The organism is Lachnospira pectinoschiza (assembly GCF_900103815.1).
GTDB lineage: Bacteria > Bacillota > Clostridia > Lachnospirales > Lachnospiraceae > Lachnospira > Lachnospira pectinoschiza_B.
Window position 1 is genome coordinate 150,578 of sequence record NZ_FNHZ01000004.1, and the last position, 25,205, is coordinate 175,782.

Annotated in this window: 23 protein-coding genes and 1 pseudogene; 3 read left to right on the plus strand and 21 right to left on the minus strand. The window is 35.9% G+C overall.

Translation table 11 applies throughout. From position 1 onward, the window contains the following. Nucleotides 1-72: 72 nt before the first annotated feature. The 5 genes from BLQ66_RS07745 to BLQ66_RS07765 form a co-directional block, all read right to left on the minus strand. Nucleotides 73-576, minus strand: a complete 504-nt coding sequence (locus BLQ66_RS07745) for a hypothetical protein (protein ID WP_027430911.1) — start codon at nucleotides 574-576, stop codon at nucleotides 73-75. A gap of 232 nt (nucleotides 577-808) precedes the next feature. Continuing rightward, entirely contained in the window at nucleotides 809-1,375 is a 567-nt protein-coding gene (locus BLQ66_RS07750; protein WP_083330311.1) for a YwiB family protein, read from the minus strand. A gap of 14 nt (nucleotides 1,376-1,389) precedes the next feature. After that, on the minus strand, nucleotides 1,390-2,058 hold the full coding sequence (locus BLQ66_RS07755) for a GntR family transcriptional regulator (protein WP_074521663.1): 669 nt from the start codon (nucleotides 2,056-2,058) through the stop codon (nucleotides 1,390-1,392). After that, nucleotides 2,055-2,942 (minus strand): 4-(cytidine 5'-diphospho)-2-C-methyl-D-erythritol kinase, encoded by an 888-nt coding sequence (ispE, locus tag BLQ66_RS07760; protein ID WP_074521664.1) that lies wholly within the window; start codon nucleotides 2,940-2,942, stop codon nucleotides 2,055-2,057. The genes BLQ66_RS07755 and ispE overlap by 4 nt, the downstream gene beginning before the upstream one ends. A 159-nt stretch (nucleotides 2,943-3,101) precedes the next feature. After that, entirely contained in the window at nucleotides 3,102-4,475 is a 1,374-nt protein-coding gene (locus tag BLQ66_RS07765) for an MATE family efflux transporter (protein WP_074521665.1), read from the minus strand. Nucleotides 4,476-4,679: 204 nt separating this feature from the next. On the opposite strand from BLQ66_RS07765, the gene BLQ66_RS07770 reads away from it, so the two are divergent. Both BLQ66_RS07770 and BLQ66_RS07775 read left to right on the plus strand, forming a co-directional pair. Then, nucleotides 4,680-5,513: a helix-turn-helix domain-containing protein gene (locus tag BLQ66_RS07770; protein WP_074521666.1), complete on the plus strand. Its 834-nt coding sequence runs from the start codon at nucleotides 4,680-4,682 to the stop codon at nucleotides 5,511-5,513. Nucleotides 5,514-5,681: 168 nt separating this feature from the next. After that, the gene (locus tag BLQ66_RS07775; RefSeq protein WP_074521667.1) at nucleotides 5,682-6,305 is read left to right on the plus strand and encodes a hypothetical protein; all 624 of its coding nucleotides are present in this window, start codon (nucleotides 5,682-5,684) and stop codon (nucleotides 6,303-6,305) included. 296 nt (nucleotides 6,306-6,601) lie between these two features. Here BLQ66_RS07775 and glmM read toward each other — a convergent pair whose 3' ends face one another. The 13 genes and pseudogenes from glmM to BLQ66_RS07850 all read right to left on the minus strand — a co-directional run bounded on the left by glmM (nucleotide 6,602) and on the right by BLQ66_RS07850 (nucleotide 20,820). Continuing rightward, the gene (gene glmM / locus BLQ66_RS07780) at nucleotides 6,602-7,954 is read right to left on the minus strand and encodes a phosphoglucosamine mutase (protein WP_074521668.1); all 1,353 of its coding nucleotides are present in this window, start codon (nucleotides 7,952-7,954) and stop codon (nucleotides 6,602-6,604) included. 122 nt (nucleotides 7,955-8,076) lie between these two features. Further along, nucleotides 8,077-9,093, minus strand: a complete 1,017-nt coding sequence (gene galE, locus BLQ66_RS07785; RefSeq protein ID WP_027430919.1) for a UDP-glucose 4-epimerase GalE — start codon at nucleotides 9,091-9,093, stop codon at nucleotides 8,077-8,079. Nucleotides 9,094-9,183: 90 nt separating this feature from the next. Then, nucleotides 9,184-9,927, minus strand: a complete 744-nt coding sequence (locus tag BLQ66_RS07790; RefSeq protein WP_074521669.1) for a polyprenol monophosphomannose synthase — start codon at nucleotides 9,925-9,927, stop codon at nucleotides 9,184-9,186. A 187-nt stretch (nucleotides 9,928-10,114) separates the two neighbouring features. After that, complete coding sequence (locus BLQ66_RS07795) at nucleotides 10,115-11,380, minus strand: hypothetical protein (protein WP_074521670.1); 1,266 nt, start codon at nucleotides 11,378-11,380, stop codon at nucleotides 10,115-10,117. Nucleotides 11,381-11,398: 18 nt separating this feature from the next. Further along, nucleotides 11,399-14,275 (minus strand): YfhO family protein, encoded by a 2,877-nt coding sequence (locus tag BLQ66_RS07800; RefSeq protein ID WP_074521671.1) that lies wholly within the window; start codon nucleotides 14,273-14,275, stop codon nucleotides 11,399-11,401. A 25-nt stretch (nucleotides 14,276-14,300) separates the two neighbouring features. Further along, nucleotides 14,301-15,053, minus strand: coding sequence for a hypothetical protein (locus BLQ66_RS07805; RefSeq protein ID WP_074521672.1), 753 nt, complete (start codon nucleotides 15,051-15,053; stop codon nucleotides 14,301-14,303). Nucleotides 15,054-15,213: 160 nt separating this feature from the next. Continuing rightward, on the minus strand, nucleotides 15,214-16,524 hold the full coding sequence (locus tag BLQ66_RS07810) for a hypothetical protein (protein WP_074521673.1): 1,311 nt from the start codon (nucleotides 16,522-16,524) through the stop codon (nucleotides 15,214-15,216). A gap of 292 nt (nucleotides 16,525-16,816) precedes the next feature. Then, nucleotides 16,817-17,372 (minus strand): annotated as a pseudogene (rhuM, locus tag BLQ66_RS12315) (RhuM family protein); the annotation flags it as partial. 297 nt (nucleotides 17,373-17,669) lie between these two features. Then, nucleotides 17,670-18,113 (minus strand): GNAT family N-acetyltransferase, encoded by a 444-nt coding sequence (locus BLQ66_RS07830; protein WP_074521676.1) that lies wholly within the window; start codon nucleotides 18,111-18,113, stop codon nucleotides 17,670-17,672. Nucleotides 18,114-18,406: 293 nt separating this feature from the next. After that, nucleotides 18,407-18,910 (minus strand): GrpB family protein, encoded by a 504-nt coding sequence (locus BLQ66_RS07835; protein WP_074521677.1) that lies wholly within the window; start codon nucleotides 18,908-18,910, stop codon nucleotides 18,407-18,409. A gap of 4 nt (nucleotides 18,911-18,914) precedes the next feature. Next, nucleotides 18,915-19,394: a GNAT family N-acetyltransferase gene (locus BLQ66_RS07840; RefSeq protein ID WP_074521678.1), complete on the minus strand. Its 480-nt coding sequence runs from the start codon at nucleotides 19,392-19,394 to the stop codon at nucleotides 18,915-18,917. A gap of 48 nt (nucleotides 19,395-19,442) precedes the next feature. Next, entirely contained in the window at nucleotides 19,443-20,453 is a 1,011-nt protein-coding gene (locus BLQ66_RS07845; protein WP_074521679.1) for an ORF6N domain-containing protein, read from the minus strand. 1 nt (nucleotide 20,454) lies between these two features. Then, the gene (locus tag BLQ66_RS07850; protein WP_074521680.1) at nucleotides 20,455-20,820 is read right to left on the minus strand and encodes a helix-turn-helix domain-containing protein; all 366 of its coding nucleotides are present in this window, start codon (nucleotides 20,818-20,820) and stop codon (nucleotides 20,455-20,457) included. A gap of 104 nt (nucleotides 20,821-20,924) precedes the next feature. Between BLQ66_RS07850 and BLQ66_RS12050 the strand changes: the two genes are divergently transcribed. Then, complete coding sequence (locus BLQ66_RS12050; protein ID WP_180364708.1) at nucleotides 20,925-21,131, plus strand: hypothetical protein; 207 nt, start codon at nucleotides 20,925-20,927, stop codon at nucleotides 21,129-21,131. Between the two features lie 179 nt (nucleotides 21,132-21,310). Here the strand turns inward: BLQ66_RS12050 and BLQ66_RS07855 are convergent, their stop codons facing one another. The 3 genes from BLQ66_RS07855 to BLQ66_RS07870 form a co-directional block, all read right to left on the minus strand. After that, complete coding sequence (locus tag BLQ66_RS07855; protein WP_074521681.1) at nucleotides 21,311-21,853, minus strand: NUDIX domain-containing protein; 543 nt, start codon at nucleotides 21,851-21,853, stop codon at nucleotides 21,311-21,313. Between the two features lie 767 nt (nucleotides 21,854-22,620). Then, entirely contained in the window at nucleotides 22,621-24,123 is a 1,503-nt protein-coding gene (gene rlmD / locus BLQ66_RS07865) for a 23S rRNA (uracil(1939)-C(5))-methyltransferase RlmD (protein WP_242869336.1), read from the minus strand. Nucleotides 24,124-24,253: 130 nt separating this feature from the next. Continuing rightward, on the minus strand, nucleotides 24,254-25,192 hold the full coding sequence (locus BLQ66_RS07870; RefSeq protein WP_074521684.1) for a 3'-5' exoribonuclease YhaM family protein: 939 nt from the start codon (nucleotides 25,190-25,192) through the stop codon (nucleotides 24,254-24,256). Nucleotides 25,193-25,205: the final 13 nt, after the last annotated feature.

The following is a 25,205-nucleotide window of genomic DNA, read 5'->3' on the forward strand; positions in this document are numbered from 1 at the left end:
AAGAAATATAAAAAAGAGCTTTGGTATTTGAGTTTCCTCAATTCCAAAGCTCTTATTATATTCGTAATTGAATTACTTCTTCTTATTCTTCTTAGCAGTAGCCTTATTGTTCTTCTCTACTGTTTCGTTAGCCTTATCAGCTACCTTCTTCCAGAAGCCCTTCTTTTTCTTCTCAGTTACAGCAATCTTGCCACCACGAACTGACTTAATACCTACGATATAGATACCACTTACTTCTGCCTTAACTTCTGCCTTAACAGGAATCTGTTCAAAGACTCTTGGATCAGCTAAAAGTGTCATAACCTGTGGGCCAACCTTTGCCTTAACGATAGGCATCTTACGACCTCTAAGATACTTAGGTGTCTGATCTAAAACGATCTTAGGCAATCCAGCATCTTTCATCTTCATGGTCTTCTTATCAATAACTAACATAGAAACCACCTGCTTAGCAGCATCAATCTGCTCCTGATTAGCAGCCTGCTTCTTCTGTAATTTCATTCCAACAATAACAAGCACAATAAGTGCAACTACAACAACGGCTAAAATAGCCAATAAAACTATGAGCCAAACTGGCATGGTGTACTTCCTCCTACATTATAAAACTGCATCAAATCTGACGCCTAAAATATTATAGCATGACTATTAGACCTTGAAAAGCATCGAAATTTATTATTATTTTGCTAGTCAAGACTCGCTCGCGAGTCTTGCGCGCCGGATTCGGGTCTGCTGAAGCAGACAAATTCCTGTCCGAATCCGTGCGCATCCTCGCGGAGCGTTTAACTCAGTCGGAGCTTGTACTCCGACTGAGTTAAATTTCCTCTTCTAGTTTGCTAGTAATACATATTTCCACATTACACTCAGATATTGTATTGTAATTAACATCTAGTGAATAATTTAATTTGATTGCAATTCTATTCTCTTCTCTTTTTATTCTTAAATTTTTAGTATAAATGCCAATTAACAAACTACCAAAAGGTGTTTCATAAGCGGTTGTATTCTTCTTTCCAGCCTGAAAAATCATATGTGTTGAGTAATAGCCCTTTTTAATAAGTTCTACAACCTGAGAACCGTCCTCATTACATGCGATTTTAATGGTATTCTTAATTACATTTGAATCCTCATCAAGCTCATCAAACTTGATATATTCACTTCCATTAAGCACTCCATAACGGCCAAGATGAATCACCTCAAGTTCGTCATCGTTATCCTTCTTAGTTTCCTCATCTCTTACTTCAATATCATTTAGATTAGGAATCTCAACAAGGTTTGCATCTTTAATAAGCATTGGATCACTTAATCCTTCATCTATATCTATAGAAAAAGGGTCATCATACATTCCCTTGATTTTAACAAATACTTTTTCTTTATTCTTCATATTCCCTACTATAATTATCTATTAAGTAATCTAATAATTCCCTTCTCCTGATTATTAATATGCTGTCTAATTACTGTCTTAGCTTCATCAACATTACGGATTGAGAACTGTCTAATAATATCATTATGCTCAGAAATAAGGATTGAATGTGTTCTTGCGTCCTTAACATATTCTAGTCTGTAGCGATACATTTGCTCAGATAAGTTATTAATAATCTGAATTAATCTAGCATTCTCTGTCATTGCATAAATAATATCATGGAAAGCTACATCGGCATCAACAATAGCAACTACATCCTTTGAAACGATTGCTGATTCAAATACCTTATTAGCTGCCTTTAATTCATTTAATCTATCTGTTGTAACATTCTTACAAGCAAGAGTTGCAGCTAATTCCTCAAGGGCTGATCTTACTTCAAGTACGTCCTTCATATCCTTTTCAGTAATATGAGCAACTTCAGCGCCCTTTCTTGGAATCATAATTACAAGGCCTTCAAGCTCAAGCTTTCTAATAGCCTCACGAATAGGAGTTCTTGAAACTCCAAGCTTCTGAGCTAGTTGAATTTCCATAAGTCTTTCGCCTGGTTCCATCTCGCCCTTTAAAATAGCCTGTCTTAATGTATTAAATACAACATCTCTAAGTGGTAAATACTCACTTACATCCATCTTTAACTCGCCTTTCATTTTTTACCTCCATTTACTAAATTGAATACGTCTGTAATGTAGACCTGTCTTGCATCCTGCTTTTGTCTTAAATATTCCTGACAAGCCTTAGCTCTTTCCTCATCCTCAAAAAGTCCAAATACTGTCGGTCCGCTACCACTCATCATGGCATTTAGAGCTCCGCATTCTAACATATCATTTTTAATTGTATCAATAACCGGATACATAGGAATTGTTACTTGTTCAAGTACATTTCCCATCTTTGAAGCAACCTCATAGAGGTCTCCTGCCTCAAGTCCAGATATAATCCCATCAATATCAGGGTGCTTAATTTCCACTTCATCAGAATCAAGCTTTTCATAAACAAGCTTTGTAGATACTGAAATAGGTGGCTTAGCAATAACAATATGGCAATCTGGCATTGGTCTAAGACTAGTTAATTCCTCACCAATTCCTTCTGCTAGGGCTGTTCCTCTAAGTAAACAATAAGGAACATCAGCACCAAGCTTTACGCCTAATTCCATAAGCTGTCTTAAATTAAGACCCAAGTAAAATAACTTATTAATTGCAAATAAAGTAGAAGCCGCATCTGTACTTCCACCCGCCATACCAGCCGATACTGGAATAAATTTTCTTAAGTCAACTTCAATTCCGCCCTTAAAGCCGTAAGTTTCCTTCATTAATATAAATGCTTTATATATAAGGTTATTCTCATTAACCGGTAAAAATCCTAGATTAGTATGTATCTTTACTTCATCTTCTTCAATCTTTGTTACAACAAGTCTGTCATAGATACCCACTGTCTGCATAATCATTCTTACATCATGGTATCCATTTTCTCTTCTTCCCACGACATCAAGGCCAAGATTAATCTTAGCTCTAGCCTTTAGCCTAACACTTTCCATAGTTACTCCTAATTTAAAAACTCATTATTTGCTTTAAATTTTCCCATAAAAAGCAAATAGACGTATCGTGTATACATGATACACTCCACGTCTATTATATTAAATCACTTTTTTATTTGCAAGGTTTTTGTATTTATTTTAGAACAATTTAATTAATTACTACCTTTTTATCTTTATTACTTCTCTCTTCCAAAGGCCTGTCCAGTAGAGAATATATAGGATTACAGCGGATGTTGCATTAGATACAACAACTGCGTACCATACAGATTCTACGCCCATGTGAAGAATACTTGAGCAAACCCATAAAGTTAAGAATCTAAAAATCCAGATTCTTGAGGCATCTACAAGCATTGTAACTAAAGTATGACCGCTACCATTAAAGAGGCCCTGAGTTACATTGTAAAATGCATTAGTAAAACACCAAGCTGCCATTATAGATAGGAAGTCCGTTGCAAGAGGCACAACCTCCATATCACTTGTAAATATCTTTACAAGGAAAGAGGCAATAGGTCTTCTAGATAAAAGCATACCAAATACGAAGAGGAAAACTGCACCAATTCTTAAGGTAATGTGATAAGCCTTATTCGCTCTCTCCTTATTACCTGCACCGATATTTTGTCCAACGATTGTAGAAATAGCTGAACCAAGACCGTTTGCCGGCATTGTAATAAGAGAGTTAATCTTATTGCCGATACCGTAAGCCGCAGTGGCCATAGTACCGTAAACAGCTACATTTTTAGTCATAAGCATAAAGCCAAACTGCATTGTACTACCACCGATTGAAGTTGGAAGTCCAATTTTGAAAATGTTAGACACCTTGTTCATGTCTAGCTTAAAGCCTCTAAAGTTAATTCGTATTAACTGAGTCTTTCTTGAAAGGATAAATATTGCAACGATTGCACATGGCACCTTTGCAAGTAATGTCGCAAGAGCTGCGCCCTTAATGCCCCAACCAAATACCATAAGAAATAATGGATCAAGTAATAAGTTAACTGCCACACCTAATGTATTAAGAAGCATAGGTTTTATGGTATCTCCCTGAGACTGCTTAACCGAGGTAAACAAATTAATAGTAAATAGGAATGGTAAATCCAAAACTACTATTCTAATGTAAGTTAAACCAAATCTATAAATATCGCCGCTTGCACCAAGCCAAGCCACAAGGCCTGGAGATATAAGATAGCAAAATACTGCTAACACAAGAGAAAAGCCCCAAGCTGTAAGACAAATGTGATTAGCCATGGAGTTGGCCTCTTCATCCTTTCTTGCACCTAAATATTGGGCTATTAAAATCGCACCTGCTGTAGTAAAACCATTTCCAAAATTAATCAATATATTCTGAAAAGGCGATACTAAAGTGATTGCTGCCTGGCTATCTGTACCAATCTTTCCAAGCCAGTAAGTGTCTGTCAGATTATACATACTCTGAATAAAGCTGTTAATCATAACAGGAATTGCAAGGGTTAAAATCGCCTTGACCAAATTTCCGCTAAGGATTTCATTCCTTTTAGAAGCGCTTAGTTTCTTTGCCATAACTTCTCCTAATATTTTTCACATGTTATCTATAAATGTTTCTTGACAATTATCAAATTATAAACAATAATTATATTAGCATAAAAATATGTATTTTCTACAAATTTATACCTTTATATAAGAGAAAATACAGAAATTTTGTTAGCTAATGCAAAACCGGTAAATATTTTTTACTTTTAATATATATTAAGGAGTTATATAATTATGTTAAAGAATGTTCCGAAAGAATTCAATATACAACGTATAAAAAGAGATGCTTCTTTTAAACCAAGCAGCACCCACTCTCATCCCTTCCATGAAATTTTTTATTTGGTAAGCGGACAATGTAAGGTTTTTATTGATCACAACATCTATACCTTCAACAAGGGCGATATTGCCATTGTACCTGCAGGCACTCTTCACAAGACTGACTACACAGGTAAAGGTATTCATGAACGTATCGTAATAAGTTTTACAGAAGAACAGGTGCACTGGCTAAACAATTATGCTGGAGACGGCGTGGTTGAAGGATTTTTATCGGCTAATGATGTATTTTCAATACCAGATAGAAGAAGGGATTATGCAGAAACTCTAATGAACAAGCTTTTATTTGAGAAGAACAATCCCGACATCTTATCCCCGGCATTTATAAGTACATCCCTATCCGAGTTACTTCTTTTTATAATTCGATGCAAGAAATTTGAGGATAACGTTGTAAAAGAGATCGACACGAACAACCAGATTATGCAAGAAATCGCAACTTACATATACAATCACTACAATGAGCCACTTATGCTTGATGACATTGCTCACCAGTTTAACCTAAGTCGCTCATACCTGTCTAAGAAATTCAAAGCATCCACTGGTTTTGGTTTTAAGGAGTACATGATTAATATTAGAATTAAAAAAGCCTGTGAGCTTTTACTTGGTACCAACAAAACTATTACAGAAATTGCCTTTGAATGCGGTTTTAACGACAGCAATTACTTTGGAGATGCCTTTAGACGAATTAAGGGCGTGTCTCCTCACAAGTATAGAAAGAACGCAGAAACATTCTAATTTTTTTGAAAATGTATTGCTAAATTTACGGCCTCAAAAAATTTTCAAAAAAAATGTAATTTAAGGGTTAAGTTTTCATATTAAGATGCCGATACTTGAGTTATAAGAAATCTTTTCTTAAACTAAATATCTTAATAGAATCTTTTTTTACCAAGGAGGGTAAAGCTTATGGAATTAAATGGAGTTAATTCAGCTATCTCTGTAGCAGCTACAGAGACCGTAGCATCAAAGTACTCTAGTAAGGCAAGTAAGTCTAATAGCTCATCCACTTCGGAGAAGGCTATTTATTCTGATGTCGCAGCAACTTACGAGAGTTCAAGCAATTCAAGCCAAACAGCATCTACAACAAGACAAATAGCTAACCCGGAATTAGTGGAACAATTAAAAGCAGACCTTGAGGCACGTACCTCACAGATGCAGTCACTTGTTACACAGATGTTCCAGAAACAAGGAATTGCCATTGGTTCAGCCGATGACATGTGGAAACAATTAGCTAGTGGAAATTTCACTGTAGATGAAGCAACAAGAAAACAAGCAGAAGAAGACATTTCTGAAGACGGTTATTGGGGTGTTAAACAGACATCTGAGAGAATCTTCTCCTTCGCAAAAGCCTTAGCAGGTGATGATGTGGAGACTATGAAGAAGATGCAGGCTGCCGTTGAGAAGGGTTTCAAAGCCGCAACTAAAACTTGGGGCAAGGAACTTCCTGATATTTCAAATCAGACCCTCGACGCAGTTAATACAATGTTTGAAGACTACTACAATAGCAAGAGCGAAAGCACTAACGCTTAAGAAACGTTTCTTCTTTGACTTAGAATTTTTTCATATCTGATGAAATCATTAGTAGGGGTACCAATGATCATAAAAAGCAAGGGGGCTTGCTTTCTCATCAGGAATTATGATATTAACCTTGATTAGAAAATTTCAATTTTAATTTAATGTTTTTTACTTTTTTAAAAATTTGGGTATGTTTTTAAAAACCAAGGCTACGGCCTTTAAATAAAAGAAGCAGAGAGTTTAACTCTCTGCTTCTTTATTATATTAGCTAATTTCTAGCTTTATTCATTATTTAATGTTAATTCTTAATTCTAGATTGCATAACCTCTAGCCTTAATTACATCAATAACCTTATCTACAAGCTTTTCGCATAAATCAAGACTATCAGCTTCAACCATTACTCTAACAAGTGGTTCTGTACCACTTTCACGAACTAAGATTCTACCATCTTCACCAAGCATCTTAGCTACTTCTTCAACTGCTGCCTTAACTTCCTTATCGTTTTGAGCTTCAGTCTTATTAGTAACCTTAATATTCTTTAATACCTGTGGATAAACTGCAAATGGTGCAGCAAGTTCAGATAATGTCTTGTTCTTTGCAATCATAACTTCCATCATCTTTAAGGCTGTAATAATACCATCACCTGTTGTAGCATACTTAGAGAAGATAATGTGGCCAGACTGTTCACCACCAAGTCTGTATCCGTTCTGAAGCATATTTTCATAAACATACTTATCACCTACAGCAGTCTTCTCATATTCAATGCCTACTGCATCAAAGGCCTTATAAAGACCAAAGTTTGACATTACAGTTGTAACAACCTTGTTACCTTCAAGAGCGCCCTGCTCCTTCATGTAGCAACCATAGATGTAGAGGATGTGATCACCGGAAATGATTTCACCATTCTCATCTACACATAAACATCTATCAGCATCACCATCAAAGGCAAAACCAGCATCAAGATGTTCTCTTCTCACTAATTCCTGTAAGCCTTCAATATGAGTTGAACCGCAATTTGTATTAATATTAGTACCGTCTGGGTTAGCATTTATAACATAAGTCTTAGCTCCAAGTGCGTCAAATACTGCTTTTGCAAGAGTCCAAGCACTACCATTGGCTGCATCAAGACCGATTCTCTTGTCCTTGAAAGAATGAATAGCAAGGCTCATAAGGTAACCCATGTATCTGTTACGTCCAGCTACATAATCCACTGTACGTCCGATATTCTCCTTAGTTGCATAAGGGATTTCACCTAAGTCTCCATCAAGATACTTCTCAATCTCGCCAATAACGTCTTCACGCATCTTCTCGCCTCTATCGTTAATAAGCTTGATTCCGTTATCGTAAAATGGATTGTGACTTGCACTAATCATAATACCGCAATCAAAGTCCTCTGTTCTTGCAACATAAGATACAGAAGGTGTTGTTGTAACATGAAGTAAATATACATCTGCGCCAGAAGCTGTTAAACCAGCAACTAATGCGTATTCAAACATATAGCTACTACGTCTTGTATCCTTTCCAATAACTACCTTTGACTTACCGTCTTTATGATTCTTACCATAGAACCATCCTAAAAATCTACCTACCTTAAAGGCATGGTCAACTGTTAATGTAACATTTGCCTCACCTCTAAAGCCATCAGTACCAAAATACTTTCCCATTTGTTAGTTCCTCCTAAATAATACCACTTACTGTCGCAGTGTTTTAACACTACGACCTAGCATCATCCCTTTGCCGCAGGCAAATCTAATGGATGATGTTCCCACTATTGTAAAGCTTATGCTTATCCTTCATACCCATTAGGGTTATTTGACTGCCATCTCCAAGAGTCAGCACACATCTGCTTTAAATCTCTCTTTGCTTCCCAGCCAAGTTCCTTCTTTGCAAGACTTGCATCACAATAACATGTTGCAATATCTCCTGCTCTTCTTTCCTTAATAACATAAGGAATCTTAACGCCAGTTGCTTCCTCGAAGTTCTTAACGATATCAAGAACTGAGTAGCCATTTCCTGTACCTAAGTTATATATTTTAACACCTGGATTTTCCGCAATTTTCTTAATAGCTGCCACGTGACCAAGAGCTAAATCAACTACATGAATGTAATCTCTTACACCAGTTCCATCTGGAGTATCATAGTCATTACCAAATACACCAAGCTGCTGTAACTTACCAACTGCAACCTGAGTGATGTATGGCATAAGGTTGTTAGGAATTCCGTTAGGATTCTCACCCATTCTGCCACTCTCATGTGCACCAATTGGATTAAAGTATCTAAGTAGAATAACATTCCACTCAGGATCTGCCTTCTGAATATCCATAAGGATCTCTTCAAGCATCCACTTTGTCATACCATAAGGGTTAGTTGGCTTACCCTTTGGGCATTCCTCTGTAATAGGAATAAAGGCAGGGTCTCCGTAAACTGTTGCAGATGATGAGAAAATGATATTCTTAACACCATGATTTCTCATAACATCGAAAAGTACTAAAGAACCTGAAATATTATTATGATAGTATTCAAGTGGCTTAGCTACTGATTCACCAACTGCCTTAAGACCGGCAAAATGAATTACACTATCAATATCTTCTTTATCAAAAATCTTATTAAGAGCGTCTCTATCTAAGATATCATTCTCGTAAAATGTAACCTTTTTATTTGAAAGTTCTTCTACTCTCTTTAAAGACTCTTTACTTGCATTAACTAAATTATCCACTACTACTACTTCATATCCAGCATTAAGTAACTCTAACACTGTATGACTGCCAATAAATCCTGCTCCGCCTGTTACTAAAATTGCCATATCAAATATCCTCCAAAAAGAAAAAATAACGTGGGCGCATGTTGCGCACCCACGTTTAATAATACCATATATTTTAGTTTAAGGCACTAATTATTCGCCCTGCATCATACGTTCAGTTGTCCATGTCTCAACTGTATACTTATTAGCCTTGTTGTATCTCTTACGAAGATTAACTAACTGCTTAAGGTATTCCATAGTAACCTTACCTGAAAGCTTTGATTCACCTTCAGTTCTCTGCTGGAACTTATAAGGAATCTCAGTAACCTTTGCGTAAGTACCCATAGCAAGTACCTCAACCATAATCTTCCAACCAATTGGCTGTAAGTCAGCGTTCTCAATTACTTCTCTTCTAAACATGAATAAACCTGAAGTAGGATCTGTAATCTTTCTTAAGCATGGTAACATGATCTGTCCGATCTTTCTTGCTGTACCTGATACAAACTTACGGTACCAGTTAAGACCACCGTCATCACCACCAGGAATAAGTCTTGATGGAATACAGAAGTCTGCGCCAGCTTCCATTGCTCTATACATATATTTTAAAACGATTGGAGGATGCTGTAAATCAGCGTCCATACACGCCATATAATCGCCCTTTGCTAATCTGAATCCCTTTAAAACAGCTGTAGCAAGTCCTGATTCGTTAGTTCTATGTTCCATACGAATCTGTGGGAAGTCCTTAGCAACTTCCATAATAATCTCTGGTGTGTTGTCCTTACTGTCATCTACAAAAAGAATCTCATAATCAATTCCCTTAAGAGCATCATCAATCTGAGTTACAAGATTTCTAATGTTCTTACCTTCATTAAATGTTGGAATAACAACTGATAACATTGTTTGCCTCCTAAATATCTTATATAAATTTTAATCTAATAGTAATCACTTGTTTAAAAATGCCCTATATAAGGCAAAAACTCTCACAAACTGATAGTTTTTTCACAAGCCTGTTCATTATAATACCTAAATATGAATATTACAAGTAAAATTATAGCTTTCATAAAAAGTTCACTAAAGCCAATACTTACATAAACCAATAAAATTCCTGATACCAATAGAAAATCATAAAGCTTTCTATCACAATTAATGCTGTTGTAATAATTATTCTTAAAATTTTTGGTAATCTAGCTAAAAGGTCGTAAACTCCTATATAAGTTACCCAAACTCCAATAATAAATCTAGGTGTACTCATAACATGACTAGTTAGTGGAATAAGTAGAGCTATAATTCCAAAAATCGCCATAGAGATATATTTTCTATAAATCATATATCCATAAAGGGCGAAAGCTACAATACAAAACCAACCCATGTAGGTGTATCTTAGCTCTAGCTGGCCTGTGCAGGCCTTCCATAAAACCCCAATAATTGGGAAATAATTGTCATCTCGCCATGCAATTTGCACATGCATGAAAGCCCAAGGGTCACCGCAAAAGATTCTTAAGAAGAACATATATGCAAATGTACCTAGAGGGGCAATCATCACTGAGAATATATCAACGGGTCTCTTTAATTCATAAAGAATGAAATCCCATAAACATCTACAAAACTTTTTAAAGTCCTTAATGTGAGGAATTTTTCTATCCTCAAGTCTTATCCAATCAAAGAACATTTCTATAATAATTGGGAAAACAAGTATGCAACCAACTATTCTAGTAGCTGAGGTAAGCATGGCAAAAAAGCCCGCTGCCAAGTAGTTCTTCTTTATAATATTGTAGAAACTTAAGGCGATAGTCATTATAAAAAGACTCTCTGTATAAGTTGAACCTGCATAAAAAGCATAAGGACTAGCAAAAAGTAAGATTGAAATAAGTATCCAAGAATATTCAACTTTTCCTTCCTTACTCTCACTGCCTCTTAGTTTGACCCTCTTGCCATCTCCGTAGTTAAGACCTAAATCCGTAACAATCTTTGCGGAATAGAAAGCAGCAATTATTATGCAAATGTTAGACACAATCATACCTGTTACATAAGCCGAAAGATGATTAAAACTTAGGGCTCTTACAAACATGCAGATCAAAGGATAAAGTGGGAAAAATGCCCAGTTAGCCTGAGGGTCCACATCTGTTGGATAAGTGTAGCCGTATTTCATAATGTCTGCGTAATGCTCTGCATCCCACACATTTATGGACATGGCAAAATCCTTATGAGTATCACAAATCAAATTAGTGATTGGCACAAGGGCAATCATTATAAGTCTTGAAAGCCCCCATACCATAAGAATTGTCATTAATATTCTAAAATTTACGTTTTCCTTTAGGAGCCTTCTAAATTTGTCTTTTATTTTGGACATAAATAGTACTCTCCTTTTCTATAAATTCATTAAGCCTTTAAAGATCTGAATTAGATTTGCAAATACACTAGTAACGATAGGAATTGCAAACATAAATATTGTCATGAGTACAAAGATTGCACCGTATACCCAAACTGCAATTCTTGAAAGAATCTTTTCGCAAACTCCAAAGAGAGCGACTCTTTTTAACTTGCCCTTCTTTGTAAAATATCCATAAAGACTGCCAGCAACAATAATAATTAAAGCAATTATAGAAATTAAAAGACCTGGTGTTGTACCCTTTGCCTTAAATTCTAGAGTAATTGTATTATTGCCTTCTTCTAGGTTAACCCCAGTAAATAAGCCAAATACATTATCTGCTTCTACGCTTTTTCCATTAATTGTTACGCTCCAGTTATCGCTATTATAAATAACTGGCATAATAATATAGCAATCTGAAGAAACGCTACCATCTGAATCATCAGATTCTGATTCTGTATAGTAGTTATTATATGTAAGTGTTAAAGAGGAGTTATCATAACTTACCTCATATTCTGTATTGTTGTTATAAGAATCGCAAAGTTCTCCAAGCTTTCCTAAATCAACTCCACCGACTGTTGTAATAAGTCTTTCGTAATTATCAATATCCTTACACTCAACAACAATTTCTACATCCTCATCTGCAAATGTACCTAAATAGAGAAGACCATTGTTGTAGTTATCAGGTGTTGATACATTTTCTAAATCACCAAGAGTTGAAGCATTGACAGCCTCACCGTTTACATAGACAGTTAAGTCCTCATAAAGCATTGATGAATTAGCATCGTTATCATCATTATTAGTATCAAGACCGATATAAAGGGCCTGTGTACCATTGATGTAGTAAGAATAACTTGCAGAAAGAACTGTGTCAGTCTTTGAAATCTCTGCCTCATCCTCGTAACGCTTTACAAGAGTAGCCTCGCTATCGTTTACCATTGCTGAATAGAAAATGTTATGTAAATCGATCCAGTCGCCATGAGCGCCTCTGTCCCAATTTGTTGCATCGCCATAATTTGCTAAGCCCTCATCTAAGATAGACTTATTAATAGTCATGGCAAAAGGAAGTGTGTAGTTACAAGAATATAACTTAAAGTCCCCTTCCTGTCTTTCAAGTGTATATAAATAATTATCTAAATCTAACTGATTAACTGCCTCAGTCACGTGGAATAAGGCATTTGTAAATACTGTTCCGCCAGAATCAAGTAACCATAAGAAGTACTTAGAGTAACCAAAGTTTCTACTGTAATCCTGTGTATTTTCAAGGAGGGCTGCTGTAAAGCTTGATGTTGCGCCTCTTCTTAAAATCAATGGATAGTTAGCATTAAGGGAAATATCAGGGTTTACAATTCTATCTGTTGCAGACTCTTCAATTTCAAGGTTATTATCGGCCTCCACTGCTAACTGAACATAATCGCCGTACTGGTAAGCTGCGTAGCTGTAGAACTTAGGTGGGCCAGTAAAGGCATAAACTCCTAAGAATACTTCCACAATCATGAAAGAAATAACCCTTTTAAGGTTAAGCCCCTTCTTTGACTTAATTAGCATGAAAATGTAAATCAATAGGAAAATTACAAATACTGCATTTACAAATATAAAGCCAGCCATTTCTCCAAGGCTTCCTGCCTTGTTATAAAGAAGGGCAAAGCCAATGCAAACAAAGGCTATAAGGAAACAACTAATAATTCTTTCCTTATTAGAAAGCTTATCATCGTTAATAAGTGGCTTTCTAGATGCATTTTCATAAGAATCCTGCATGTGAATCTCAAGATACTTTGCTGTTAGGATAATCATTGTAAAGGCAATGATGAATCCGTTTCTTAAGGTATAACCGTTATAAGAACCAAAGTGCCACATAAGGTTTACACCCTCTGAAACAACAGGCGCTAACACTAAGATTAGCATTCCTAAGCTTTCCTTAAAGCTCTTTGAATTCTTCTTTTCTCTAATCATTGCTGCGATTACAAACACGAAGCAGAAAGAAAGTCCAAAAATCATAATAGAACGTTCAATAATACCAAGGGAAATGCTTGTAGCCACTGGCTTAACAATCCAACCTAAATACTGTGAAATTAAACTTTCACTGCTGCCACCACGCTGTGAAGTAGAAAGCTGCATAAATACAGGAATAAGCACGAAGCAAGAAAGTGCAAGGCCACCTGCTGTACCAAGACCAGTATTTAAAGTCTTCTTCTTCCAAGCCTTTCTATCTCCAGTAGCAAACATTCTGATTCCACCAACTAAAAGAATGTAAATAAGCGACATAGCACCAAGATAGTAATTAATAATAAACATAATTGCTACCATGATTGTATAGAATAACTTCTTGCCTGTGTAGAATAATCTATCGTAAGCCATCATAAGAAGTGGGAAAATTGCTACAATATCCATCCATGGTGTAAAGCATGAAGCGTAAACAATTACATATCCACCAAATGAGTAAAGAACTGAAAGAGCAACCTTTGCCTTTCTATCTAAGTTCTTAAAGCTAACATAGAGATATCCATACATTGCCACAGAAGCAAAAGTTAATTTAACTAATGTAAGAATTGAGATAAACTCTAAAATGTAATCTCTTGGGCAAAAATATAATAAGATATTAAATGGGCTTAGCATTGAAAATGCTGAAATACTCATTGAAACATTAGTACCATAGCCTGTGTACCAATCAAACCATATGCTTGCCTTGCCATGCATGAAATCCCATAAATGGGCATATAATGGGGCAACCTGCTGCATGTTGTCAAAGAAATCAATTCTGTTTTGACCAAGTGGCCAAATTCCCTTTAGTAAAAAGACTACTAAAAGAGTAATAAGTGTTATAAGGCCAGGAATACTAAATTCTTTAATTAGAGACCCTAATCGATTTTTTTTCATAAATCTAACTCCTAGTTTTTATTTTTTATTGATTCGTTATGTTAACCTTCCATAAAAGGAAACTTGTATCTTCATCTGAGACAAATTTAAGTTCGTAAAGCTCATCCTTTACTATGTCTGCATCTACACTAAATTCAAACTCTCCCGGCTGATTAAATGTACCTATATAAGTCTCACCAAGATAAATATCTACCGAACAAGTTCCGTCCGTTGATGGCTCTACATACTCACAACCTGTATAAGATGCTCTTCTTAAGCTTTCAGATGGAAAAGCGCTAGCCACAGAAAGAAGTGTTAACTCTTCTCCATTAGCATTGGCTTCCTTTGCCAAATTAATCACCTTTAGCACCCAGGATCTATGAGAGTTTCCCTCATCAGTAGCTGCAATTATTGCCGTTTCAATTGTTCCTGAAACTATTTTATCCGCCGACTTTCTCTGCTTAGATAAAACAGCGGCATCTTTCATAGTCAGGCCTGAATTAGCTCTTACAAAACCATATTCGGTTAAGTAATCCTTAACTGTTATGCTGATTGTTACCTTATTCGTATCTTCATTAAAAATGTAGTAAAGAATCGATTCTTCGTCATTAGACCAAGTACCATCAAATCTTCCTGAAGTATGCCATCCATCACCTCTTCGTCTAGCTACGGGATGGCTTACGTATTTACCATCACTGTTACGATAAGTATTTTCAGTCAAATACTCCACTTGACCATAGTCATAACTTAGATTACCGTAACCCGGCCACTCACTTATTTCGTGGCTAATGTAATACATTTCATACTCCACACCTACATCAGGTTTAAGCCCTAGATATAAAACAATGAGATAAAATAAAATTAAAACAGCACTCGCTCCGTATAATAGCCTTCTTAGAGGCTTTTTAAATCGTGTGTTGTTGTTCATATTTCATTCCTTTATAAAATATATTATTTAACTAATTACTTACTGCTTCTGTAGTTGCCTCCTGTGTTGCTTTAGTAGCATTAGCTTCTGTGTTATCATCTGTCTTTTGAGTACTATCATCAGAACTTTCCTCTCCTGATTCCTCACCAGACTCTTCTACATCCTGTGAATCATTTGAATCCTGTGATTTTTTTGAATCCTGTGAATCATTTGAACTAGTTGCTTCTGTAGTCTCTGTTGTAGTTTCAGTACTAGAAGTTGTTGTACTATTTGATGACTTTGTAGCTTCTGTTGTAGACTCAGTTGTTGCCTTTGTTGTTGCTGCCTTTGTTTGACTAGCAGTTGTTGCCTCACTAGTCTCTGTCTCGCTTTCAGCCTCAGTAGTTGATTCAACCTGAACCTGATCTGATGCCACCTCATCCTTACCTAGTAATGGCACAAATACAAGAACGGCAACTACTGCTACCACCAAGCCAAATAAAGCCACAGTTACAATTCTTGCCTGACCCACAGAAAGATCTGGGAAAAGTCTAGCAAAGAAGCCCACAATAGGACCTGCCTTTTTCTCCTCCTTTTCTTCCCCATCAGTCTCACTCTTATCAACTTCAAAGTCATCATCAGCTTCAACTGATAATGTCTCTAACTCTAAATCTTCCTCTGAATCTTCAGTTATTGCTTCAACTTCAGGAATTGGAGCAGTTTCAGGATTTGTATTCTCATCAATAAATTCAAAGCCATCTAGCTCGTTAGTATCCTCACTAACTGCCTTTGCCTTAAATCCATCTAAGATTTCATAACCATAATATCTTCTTATTTCATTAAGGAAGCCTCTAACCTTATCTTCACTAAGATTAGTAAGCTTTGCAATCTCTGCTACACTTCGCATCTCATAACCGAAAAGCTCTAACATTGCCATAAGAACAGCCGGCAACTTTTTAAACTTTTTTCCACAACCCTTAAAGTCCTTCACGTTTCTAAAGGCTGTAACATTATTCTTGCAAACGTTATGTAATTCCTTATCTTCCTTTAAATTATCATAACTATAAGCACAATCCTTTAATTCGTAATCATTAGCTTCTTCTAATAAATCCTTAACTAAGAAACTAGAAACTAATGTTGCGATTTGTCGATAAATGTTCTTATTTAAATTAATCTGGGATAGATTATCATATACATAATCTAGGGCATCTTCTGTGTAATCCTTAGAATCATTCTTGTTTTTCATAACCGGATAAACTAAGGCATACACGTCATCATACATTTTCTTAAGAAATTCTTCTCTGCTGTTCTCGTTGTTTAACGCTCCTCTAACTAGTGACGAAAGCATAGTTTCGTTATTCATATGATTACTCCTCTTATTATTTCTTCTCATTACTTAACTTCACTTTGGTATGATAAAATTGTATACATACCCATATTCTGTCTAATTATAGCACTTAAATTAATAAAAGTCAGTATAGCTGTTTTCTTTGTACAGTAAAATAAGGGAATCGAATGTTCCGATTCCCTTACTATCTGATTTTTTCTCTCATTGCCCCACTAGCTATCTCAATCATTTTGCCGGCGCCGGCAAAATGGTCAAGCACCTCTATTTCTGCACTTTCACAAGATTCCTTTGCTCTTTCAATAGTTTCCTTAAAAAACTGTATAGACTCATCACTCTTTGGATTGTAATCAACACTAGTTGCATACAAATCCAGAACCTGACGATAAAGAACATTTTCTGAAGAACGGATATCTCGAATCCTATCACGAAGTTCTTTTCAGTAATTACAACCGCCATTTCCATTTAGACGCTCGTCATCAATTGTGAATCCTTTGATTATATATTCTTTCAAACGTTGCATTGCCCACTTGCGAAAATGCGTCGCTGTTGAAGATTTAACTCGATAACCCAAAGAAATTATCATATCAAGGTTATAAAATGGTAGTTTTCTTGTGACCTGTCTATTTCCTTCCATCCAAACCTGTCGGAATTTCCGACAGGTTGAATTTTCATCTAATAATCATATCCAAGTTATAATGAAGAACATTGTAATTCTTCCCATCTGAGGCAGTTGTTCGGAATTTTCGAACAACTGCTTCTTTTACAAGTTCACCCTCTTTGAAAATATTTGTAATATGCTCGCTAACATTTGCTTTCAGGACTTGCCGCTGCAATTTCGAAGCATCAACAAAATGATTGAACAGACAAGGGTTCGCCTTCAAAGTAAAGGTATTTCCGATGAAAACCATTACATGAAAACTTTTCAAAATCAATTTTACCAAGATGGATTCATACGAGTTCAAGATCTTTACTGACATATTGCAACGCTACTCAGATTTCTATAAAACAATTAAAGGAAGTGGACATAGTAAAAAGTAAAAGTAATACAAGGTACACAAACTTTCCAAGTGCCTGAACGCAATCTTTTTTCCGCATAGCAAAAGCGCACTCATACTTACTGTTAAGTAAAGCACGAGTGCGCCCATAGTTTCTAATGATTATTATACATTCATAACAAGTTCAATTTCATCTTCATCCTCAACTCCCGTAGATGAAAAACCAATATTTTCATATAGCGCTTTGGCTACATAATTGTTTTTATTACAGGTTAGTGCAATTCTGCTAGAATCACCGAATGGTTTTGCTTTTATATATTCAATAATTTGGTTAAGCGCTGCTCTACCATAACCTTTGCCTTGTTGTGATTCATCAATCATCATATGCCAAATATCATACTCCGGAATATCATAATCATATATCACCATGACATACCCAACCATCTTTTCATCAGCATATATCCCAAAGGGTTGGCATTGATTCCTATATACATAAGCCTGCGCTAGACTTCGTACCGGATGAGAAACATACTCCTCTTGACCTTTAGCTAACTTGAGATTAAATGCATCTACAAAATTATCTTCGTTAATTACCTTCAAACTTATCATAGTTTTCCTCCATAAATATTCTAGTTCACTGATTCCTTTGATCTTGTATGAATATCTACGAAAACCATGACTTTTTTCAATAAAAAAAGCCGTGGCAAAAGTCCACGGCATCTAATCATAATAAACTAAACAAAAATCACCGAGGTCTTCATGAGATATTCAGCTATAGTATTTATTCCACTTATCATCATAATGAAGCACCTCCTCTCTTAATAATAATAGCTTATTACAATAGTTACAAAGCTGTCAACAAAATACTTTACGGTTCCGTAAAAAGTTCTAATACCCACTCCTTACATAACAGAATAAATTTTTTCTATAACAAACGCCTTGTGTTCAATATATTTGTCAATATCCTCTGGATAAAGTTTTGCAGCCTCCACCTTAACTTTACTGTATTCATCTACAGCCTCTGGATGCAATCTAAGATAATCCCTGAATGCCAAATGTCTTTTCAATTCCAAAGAATCCTCCGGACACACATATAAATGATGTTTCTGTAAATGCTCTTTACCATCATATGCAAATGCCTCTCTTCCAGGTATTCCAAGATTACCTTCATGAATGTAGCCAATACTTTTCAAAGCTAAAATCGCATCATTAATTCTTTCTTTTTTCACAACAACATCAATATCTATAATTGGCTTAGCTGCCAATCCTTCAACTGAGGTACTGCCGACATGCTCAATAGAAATCGCAAGCTCTCCGAGAGCCTGACTAAGCTCTGTTTTTATGTCAATAAAGCCCTGCTTCCAGTTTTCATCATAAGGAAGTACAACAACATGTTTTGTTCTCATTAAGCTATTTCTCCATCATTATTAATTCCATTTCTGATTTCATTTTTACAAAACCATATTTCTCATATAAAGGTCGCCCCATATCTGTTGCTTCTAATGATATATGTTTAACTCCACGTTCTTTTGAAACATTAACAAGCGTATCTAATGTTTTATACGCAATTCCTTGTCGTCTATAGTTCGGATCTGTATACATATTCATAATGTAAGCTTTCTTGCCACTGGGATTATGATAAGTCGGCATAACGTTATAAAAGCTAACACCGCCAGCCCCTATAAATTCACCATCATCCATTACAAGAATCGCGAAATGGCTACCATCAGCCAATGCCTTTTTATAATAATTGTATGATTCTTTTTCAACCTCTGTCATATCAACAGAATCATCTAACTTATTTGCCGCTCTTAAAACTTTAACACGGGAAACCGTCAATAAATCAATATCATCCAAAGTTGCCACTCTATATTCCAATGTTTTTTTCACTCCTATGATTGTTTCTTCTATATCATCTGAAAATGCCTCAAAGCATAGCTAAATTGTATAATCCGGACTTGAAAGCATTTTATCTATCACGGGATGAATAAGGCTCGTATCCGCAACAGCATTTATGGCACATAGTTTCTTCCCAGCATCTTTACTTGATGCTCCACAATGAAAAACCTGCTCGGTTTTAAAGCCGTAATCCAAGACGATCAGCCTGTCATGACAATCCTGATTATGTTTTGTAGTCAGTAACGGATACTGATTGTTAAAATCCGTTACAACTGTTGTAGTCAAGAACCCCTGTCGTCCGAAACCATTTTCGGTGAATAGAATCACGTTTACACCCGATTTCTTCTGCGATAATAACTGCAATGTTTTTATATTCACATAATCGTCTACGATATATATGCTCTTTCTAGCTTTTTGATAGATATCTATATATGCCACATCTGCTTCAAACTTCTGTCCCTTGTATATAACAAAATTCCTGTAATCATCCTTCTGGATAAAATTTGCATTAATAGTGTCTATACTTTTCTGAATCTTCTCTATGCTTTGATCCGTCTTGATTCTATGATCATTTAGTCCCGCAACCTGCATCGAAATCTCAGTAACACGGGCGTTAAGCAGATTCATCTCGGCCCCGGTAACAAACTGTTGATTTCTTCTTATGTAATGGCGCATTTCTTTAAATGCCCTCATTATATAAATACTCTGTTGCTCAGCTAAATCTCCCTTCAATACCGTAGCAAGCATGTAAATTCCTTGTTCCGTAAAAGCATATGGCATCTTTTTTATGTGCATTCCACGTTTATTGTTGCTTCCGTTTAAAGTCGCAATTTGCGACTTTAAACGATCCGGAACCTCTTCCGGTTCAATTTGAAACATAAAATCTTCCGGAAACCTGCTGATATTCCTTTTCACCTGTTCGTTGAGCCTCTTCACTTCATATCCATATATCGCAGCAAGATCTTGATCAAACATTACTTGCTGTCCGCGAATAATGTATACGCATTTATATAGTTCTTCTATCGTCAAGATTTCTGTAATTTTCCCCATGCTATTTCAAATCCTCCAGACTCTCGATTTTCTTTAGTGCCTCCACATATGCAAGCAATCTTTTCTTCTGATCTTCCTGCATTCCGTGATAATCCTTCAGCAGTTTAGCATCTGTTCTATCATCATATGCTCGTTCCGTTATAGGTTTAAGCTCTGTCACATCATCAATTCCTTCACCGGTCAGCAATTGTTCCGGAGTAATCTCAAGCGCTCTGCAAATGGCCATTATTTTATCTGAACCCGGATTCGTATTCTTCTTGTGCCAGTCAAAAATCGTATGTCTTGATATTCCAGTCAAGCGTGACAGTTCAGACATTGATATATTCTTTTCTTCCATTATCCTAAAAAGCCTTTCACTTATAGTCATGTAACCCTCCATTGTTGTGTGCATATACAAACTTGTGTATATACAAACAATACCACAATCGCATTATTTCTACAAGAGATATTTCTCATACATCGATCATCGCATTGGCAAATTTTTATGGTGTGTCTGCAGATTATCTTTTGGGATTATCAGAAAATCGGAATGAATACTCATCAGATATTTTTGCGCTGAAACACAACGATGATGCCATAGGCATTTTGAAAAGTGGCACCATCAACAATCGACTGATCTGCGAAGGCATTACTGCAATTGCAAAAGACATAAAAGAATCTCATCGCCGACACACTTAGTCAACACTTTTGATATTCCTTATAAATATGTGCCAATTCCCTCTTCTCTATCAGTTCATGACCTATAAATGATAATTCCACTATATACGGCATCCAATCAATGAACCGAAGAAAATCATCCACATCAAATGCTGGATCATAATAATTCAGAATGGTGCTAAGTGCAGTTCCATGCGTACCTATGACAACTGTTTTCCCATTAAACCTGTAAAGACTTCTTCTTTCATCATTTGAAGCGCACGCAACTCTCTCTTTATCATCTGATAATTGAAAGCATTCTCACTGGTATACTCGTCATTTACCCGGATTGCTTCGTCAATATCAACATCTCTTAAAGTAAACTCCAGTTTTTCCTCATAACTGTCAAGATCCTGCCCTATGTTTGCTTCACTTACATCACAGAAATAATAGAAATTTTCCTGTTCAAAAATGGTATCCTCATCTCTATCACTGTTTTGTCTTCTCAAAACGCTGCCGTATTCTCTGACGGTTTCCGGTATAACAACAAGACCTGTTTCCTCTCGCACTTCCCTTATGAGCGTATCTATCCTGTCCTCATTACCACGGACTCCTCCGCCAGGAAACTTATAATACTTCTCGACAGGGCTGTATACCATGCGAAGTTTGCCTTCTCTTCGTATGATTGCTCTAGCAGACGGTCTTCTGAAAATCCTAAAATCCTCTCTATAATCTTTAAGATCAATTGTAAATAATCTTCTCATATTACCGTTTCTCCTTTCCCCTCCACAACCATGCTTTCGTTACATTAAATTTTTCAATTAGGATCAAAACTTGGCTCTACGCTCCTATTCCTCGAATGCATAGCTGCTCTTCTCTGAGGTTATGATAATCCTCAATCATCTGAACATCTCCTGGAGTAAACTTACTCTCAGGACTTGCAGGTTTTCCCACAAATGCGTGTGCAATTAAAAAATTTTATGCTATACTATTACATAATATGATGAAAAGGAAGTGATTATTATGAAAAAATTGAAATTACTTTCTAATCTACTTTGGTTAATTGGGATCACCATTATCGCAATGGTAATTCTAGGAGAATATTATTTCATCAGTTTTCTCCCCACATCCATAGACCCTTATGCACATAATTCTTCAGCGCAAATACAATTAGCTAGTAATTATACTATTGCATTTAATTTTACAGGGTATGCTTTTTTTATTATTTCTGTTGTCCTTAAAATTTACATCATGAAACATAAAGAAAATAATAATTTCAAAACGTATTCTTTACGAATTACAGAGAATAAGCCTAATTATCTTTTAATACTGTGTAAAATACTGTGTAAAATTGTAATCATAATTTTTTCACTAATTTGCCTACTTATATCTTCTCTAATTACACTTTTCTCCTTTATAAATTTTGATGATGTTCCTTTATAAAAAAAGGAATTATTTTTATAATGCTACCCTTTTTTATATACTAGCATTTTTCCATAAAATCTGCGTAAACAGATGCTAAAGTTTTCTACTAGTTCACTCTTGTGAGCAACACTACAGTCTCTACATGCACCGTATGTGGGAACATATCCACTGGCTGCACCTTCTCCACCTTAAAGCCCTTTTCGCATAAGAACTTAAGATCTCTTGAAAGTGTTGCTGAATCACAACTTACATAAACAATTCTTTTTGGTGCCATTAAAACTAATGTATTTAAAAGCGCCTCATCGCAGCCCTTTCTTGGAGGATCAACTACAACTACGTCTGGATGCTTTGCAGAAGCGTCCCCATCTTTACCATAGATTTCAGGAACCACTTCTTCAGCCTTACCCACCATAAAGTTTGAATTTGTAATAGCATTAATCTTAGCGTTATTTTTAGCATCCTCAATGGCCTGAGGAACTATTTCCACTCCATAAACTTCCTTTGCTTTTTTAGCAAGGAAGAGAGAAATTGTACCAATTCCACAATACATATCCCATACCACTTCTCCTCCAGTAAGACCCGCAAATTCTAAAGCCTTAGAATAGAGCTTCTTAGTTTGAATTGGATTTACCTGGAAGAAAGATAATGGGGAAATCTGGAATTTAATATCCGCAATAAAATCCTCAATATAACTGCTGCCATAAAGAGTTCTACACTCTTCCCCTAAGATTACATTGGTGTCCTTTTTATTCAAATTAAGCATAATAGATGTAATTCTTGCAACACCATCGCCCTTAGCTTCTAAGTCCTTCTTTAATTCTTCTGATTCTAAGTCCTTAAATCTTGAAGCAGCGCTTGTCTTAAATTTACTAAAATCAATTGAAAGTAACTTCTCATTAAGCTTGTCTGCCTGCTCTGCCTTTAAGCCATTTCCATTGATTACAAGACAGACCATAATCTGACCAGTTGTAAAGCCAGTTCTAATAAGAACGTGGCGCACCAGTCCCTTATGCTTAGTTTCATCATAAGCAGGGATATCATTTTCCTCCATCCACTCTTTAACTTTTTGTAAAATGTAGACATTTTCCTTAGCACCAATAAGGCAGTCCTGGTTATCAATAATTGAGTGGGTTCTACCTGCATAAAAGCCCATTACAATCTTGCCTTCTTTATTTAATCCCACAGGATACTGTGCCTTATTTCTATAATTAAATTCAGACTCCATGCCAATAACTGGAAGAACCTCTAATTTAGAAGCTCCTGTAAAACCGCCAATTCTTTCAAGGTTTCCCTCTACTAAAGAACGCTTAAATAAAAGCTGAGCCTCATAGTTCATCTGCTGAATCTGACAACCGCCGCACTGTCTAGCAACAGGACACTTTGCCTCAATTCTTGCAGGACTAGCCTTTAGGATTTTCATAAGGCGACCATAGCCATAGTTTTTCTTAGCCTTAATAATCATGGCTTCGATTTCATCCCCGATTAGGGCATCCTTTACAAATAAAGTATAGCCATCAACTCTACCAATACCCTCTCCACTAGTGCCTAAATCTGTAATTGTTAATTTAACTGTGTCGTTCTTTTTATATGACATGTTAATCCTTTCCATACATAAAGTCAGCTTGCAACGAATCGTCACAAGCTGTCTTAATAATGTCTCTTTTTTTCATTCCAAAACGTTAATATACCCTCAAAAGCATCAATGCTCTTAAATTACAATCTCCTTAAGAACAATGCTCTTAGATAGTTCTTCTAACGTTAGCATCTAACCATCTGTTAAAGCCAATCCAATCGTTAGTGTCCTTAGCATCAAGTGCTTCTCTTAAAGTCTCTAACTTAGCATCAATATTATCTGCCATTGAAAGAGCAATAGCCTCTGCAATTGATGGCTTCTTAGGAGAACCATATTCAAGTTCGCCGTGGTGAGATAAAATACAATGTCCAATCTCAAGCTTTAACATTTCAGGGAAGCCCTCAATTGTCTTAATCTTATCCATAACCATTTCATAGCCAATTACAATGTGACCAAGGAAGTTACCCTCGTCTGTGTAATCATTTTTAGGGAATTCAGATAATTCCTTAGTCTTACCTGCATCGTGAAGCATTGCTGCACTAATAAGTAAGTCTCTATTTAAATAATCATAATTTGCTGCCATCTTGTCGCAAAGTCTTGTTACTGAAAGGGAATGCTCAAGTAAGCCTCCTGTAAAACCGTGGTGAACTGTCTTTGCTGCTGATGTATTCTTAAATGCCTTTACAAAATTCTCATCTTTTCTAAAGAAAGAATCAAGTAACTGCTTTAAATATTCATTCTTAACACTATCTACAAAGCCAAGTAATTCCTTAAACATATCCTCTACATCATATCTTGAGGATGGTACATAATCAGAAATTACATATTCATCTTCATTAGCCACTCTAATTCTTTCAACTTTAAACTGAAGGCTTCCGTTGTAGCTTGAAATCTGACCTGATACATCTACAAAATCGCCTACCTCAAACTCCTGAATTCCACCAGAATTTAAGTCCCAAATCTTAGTATCAATCTGGCCTGTCTTATCAGCAAGAATTACATTGCCATATTCCTTATTAGTTCTTGTAAGGGCAATCTGTTTCTGCTTTACATAATAAACTTCGCTAATTCTTTCCCCATCTTTTAATGTCTCTATATATCTCATTTTATTTCTCTAA

Bases quoted from the DNA above. Each gene is read 5' to 3' on its own strand.
- BLQ66_RS07850 (WP_074521680.1), bottom strand. From the start codon at position 20,820: ATGACTATAAGTGAAAGGCTTTTTAGGATAATGGAAGAAAAGAATATA.
- BLQ66_RS07795 (WP_074521670.1), bottom strand. From the start codon at position 11,380: ATGTCCAAAATAAAAGACAAATTTAGAAGGCTCCTAAAGGAAAACGTA.
- BLQ66_RS07775 (WP_074521667.1), top strand. From the start codon at position 5,682: ATGGAATTAAATGGAGTTAATTCAGCTATCTCTGTAGCAGCTACAGAG.
- BLQ66_RS07770 (WP_074521666.1), top strand. From the start codon at position 4,680: ATGTTAAAGAATGTTCCGAAAGAATTCAATATACAACGTATAAAAAGA.
- BLQ66_RS07745 (WP_027430911.1), bottom strand. From the start codon at position 576: ATGCCAGTTTGGCTCATAGTTTTATTGGCTATTTTAGCCGTTGTTGTA.
- galE (WP_027430919.1), bottom strand. From the start codon at position 9,093: ATGGCAATTTTAGTAACAGGCGGAGCAGGATTTATTGGCAGTCATACA.
- BLQ66_RS07845 (WP_074521679.1), bottom strand. From the start codon at position 20,453: ATGGGGAAAATTACAGAAATCTTGACGATAGAAGAACTATATAAATGC.
- ispE (WP_074521664.1), bottom strand. From the start codon at position 2,942: ATGGAAAGTGTTAGGCTAAAGGCTAGAGCTAAGATTAATCTTGGCCTT.
- BLQ66_RS07855 (WP_074521681.1), bottom strand. From the start codon at position 21,853: ATGAGAAGATTATTTACAATTGATCTTAAAGATTATAGAGAGGATTTT.
- glmM (WP_074521668.1), bottom strand. From the start codon at position 7,954: ATGGGAAAGTATTTTGGTACTGATGGCTTTAGAGGTGAGGCAAATGTT.
- BLQ66_RS07870 (WP_074521684.1), bottom strand. From the start codon at position 25,192: ATGAGATATATAGAGACATTAAAAGATGGGGAAAGAATTAGCGAAGTT.
- BLQ66_RS07805 (WP_074521672.1), bottom strand. From the start codon at position 15,053: ATGTATTACATTAGCCACGAAATAAGTGAGTGGCCGGGTTACGGTAAT.
- BLQ66_RS07790 (WP_074521669.1), bottom strand. From the start codon at position 9,927: ATGTTATCAGTTGTTATTCCAACATTTAATGAAGGTAAGAACATTAGA.
- BLQ66_RS07800 (WP_074521671.1), bottom strand. From the start codon at position 14,275: ATGAAAAAAAATCGATTAGGGTCTCTAATTAAAGAATTTAGTATTCCT.
- BLQ66_RS07765 (WP_074521665.1), bottom strand. From the start codon at position 4,475: ATGGCAAAGAAACTAAGCGCTTCTAAAAGGAATGAAATCCTTAGCGGA.
- BLQ66_RS07810 (WP_074521673.1), bottom strand. From the start codon at position 16,524: ATGAATAACGAAACTATGCTTTCGTCACTAGTTAGAGGAGCGTTAAAC.
- BLQ66_RS07835 (WP_074521677.1), bottom strand. From the start codon at position 18,910: ATGAGAACAAAACATGTTGTTGTACTTCCTTATGATGAAAACTGGAAG.
- BLQ66_RS07755 (WP_074521663.1), bottom strand. From the start codon at position 2,058: ATGAAAGGCGAGTTAAAGATGGATGTAAGTGAGTATTTACCACTTAGA.
- BLQ66_RS07750 (WP_083330311.1), bottom strand. From the start codon at position 1,375: ATGAAGAATAAAGAAAAAGTATTTGTTAAAATCAAGGGAATGTATGAT.
- BLQ66_RS07830 (WP_074521676.1), bottom strand. From the start codon at position 18,113: ATGATAAGTTTGAAGGTAATTAACGAAGATAATTTTGTAGATGCATTT.
- rlmD (WP_242869336.1), bottom strand. From the start codon at position 24,123: ATGGAAAGGATTAACATGTCATATAAAAAGAACGACACAGTTAAATTA.